The 1,403-nt window shown below is 40.2% G+C and carries 2 protein-coding genes; both read left to right on the top strand.

Annotated features, from left to right (window positions below):
* Positions 1 to 136: 136 nt before the first annotated feature.
* A complete protein-coding gene (locus tag FXV77_RS22690; protein ID WP_394344156.1) occupies positions 137 to 418 on the top strand; it encodes a transposase in 282 nt (93 codons plus the stop codon).
* Positions 307 to 1,299: an IS3 family transposase gene (locus tag FXV77_RS21860; RefSeq protein ID WP_394344157.1), complete on the top strand. Its 993-nt coding sequence runs from the start codon at positions 307 to 309 to the stop codon at positions 1,297 to 1,299. Before FXV77_RS22690 ends, FXV77_RS21860 begins: the two co-directional genes overlap by 112 nt.
* Positions 1,300 to 1,403: the final 104 nt, after the last annotated feature.

The following is a 1,403-nucleotide window of genomic DNA, read 5'->3' as shown; positions in this document are numbered from 1 at the left end:
GAGGCAGGATCTGGGTTATTTCATTGGGCAGAAGCGTGTTCGTAGGCTGTATAAGCTCATGAACCTGAAAACCATACTGGAGTTGCTACCTTTGGGTGGAGACAGATTTGAAAAATAGATTTAAATTTGTTAACAGATGAAAAGAGTATTTGACGATTCCTTTAAGAAAATGGCAGTAGAGCTTTCTTACAGCGAAGGTTCGGTATTAGAAGCAGCAAAAGAACTGGACATGGACGCCAGTAGACTAAGTAAATGGCGTATGGATCCCAGATATAATGGGGGTACAATATTACCTAAAAACGACAAATTGACACCGCAGGAGCAAGAAATCAGGGAGCTAAAGAAAAGATTGCGGGATGCGGAATTAGAGAACGCTATCTTAAAAAAGGCGGTGGCCATCTTTTCCAAGGGAGACTGAGAAAATATGAGTTCATACGTGAACATATAAATATCTTTCCAGTTGAAAAGATGTGCAATACAATCAAAGTTAGCAGCAGCGGATTTTATAAGTGGCTTATCAGACCACAAAGTATGAGGGAGAAAAGGACAGCGGAACTTTCCGCTCTGATACAACAGGAATATGAGAACAGCCATCAGATATACGGAAGTCCCCGCATTACCCATGAACTGAAGAAAAAGAACAAGCTGGTATCCAGGTCATATGTAGCGCGCTTAATGAAGAAATTGAATTTAAGAAGCAAGATACGAAGGAAATATAAGGTGACTACCGATTCTAGCCATAAGTACGGGGTAGCTGAAAATCTCCTCGGTAGAGATTTTTCAGCGGGTGCATTATCCCAAAAATGGGTTGGTGACATTACCTATATAAAGACTGCTTCCGGCTGGACTTACCTTACTACGGTTATTGATCTGGCCGATCGGAAAGTTGTTGGATGGTCATTTAGTAATGACATGACTGCAGGTAATACCACGGTTAAGGCATTGGCAATGGCTATAAAAAACAGAGGGATAAAACCGGGACTGATATTTCATTCCGACAGAGGGATTCAATATGCATGTGATGAGTTTAAGCTCATGCTAAATAAAAGCGGTATAAAACAGAGCATGAGCCGTAAAGGTAACTGCTGGGATAACGCTGTAGCTGAAAGCTTTTTCAAGACCCTAAAAACAGAATGTATATACCATCATAAATTTGTCAACAGGGAGATTGCAAAGCTAGAGGTGTTCAGGTACATTGAAGGATTTTACCACGCCAAAAGGATACATTCTGCAATTGGATATAGAACGCCAAATGAAATGGAAATGTTCTACCGATCAAAACAAAAATTAGCAGCATAAAAAGTCTCCACTTTTAAGTTGCAATTCCAGTTTACATCTGAGGTTTTTGTGAGGGTACTTCAAGAAAATGAGGTGAAAATATCAATGGATGGTAAAGGTAGGGC

The sequence above is a fragment of the Sphingobacterium phlebotomi genome, from assembly GCF_008180195.1.
GTDB classification, from domain to species: Bacteria; Bacteroidota; Bacteroidia; order Sphingobacteriales; family Sphingobacteriaceae; genus Sphingobacterium; species Sphingobacterium phlebotomi.
This window is presented reverse-complemented; position numbering and strand designations above follow the sequence as displayed.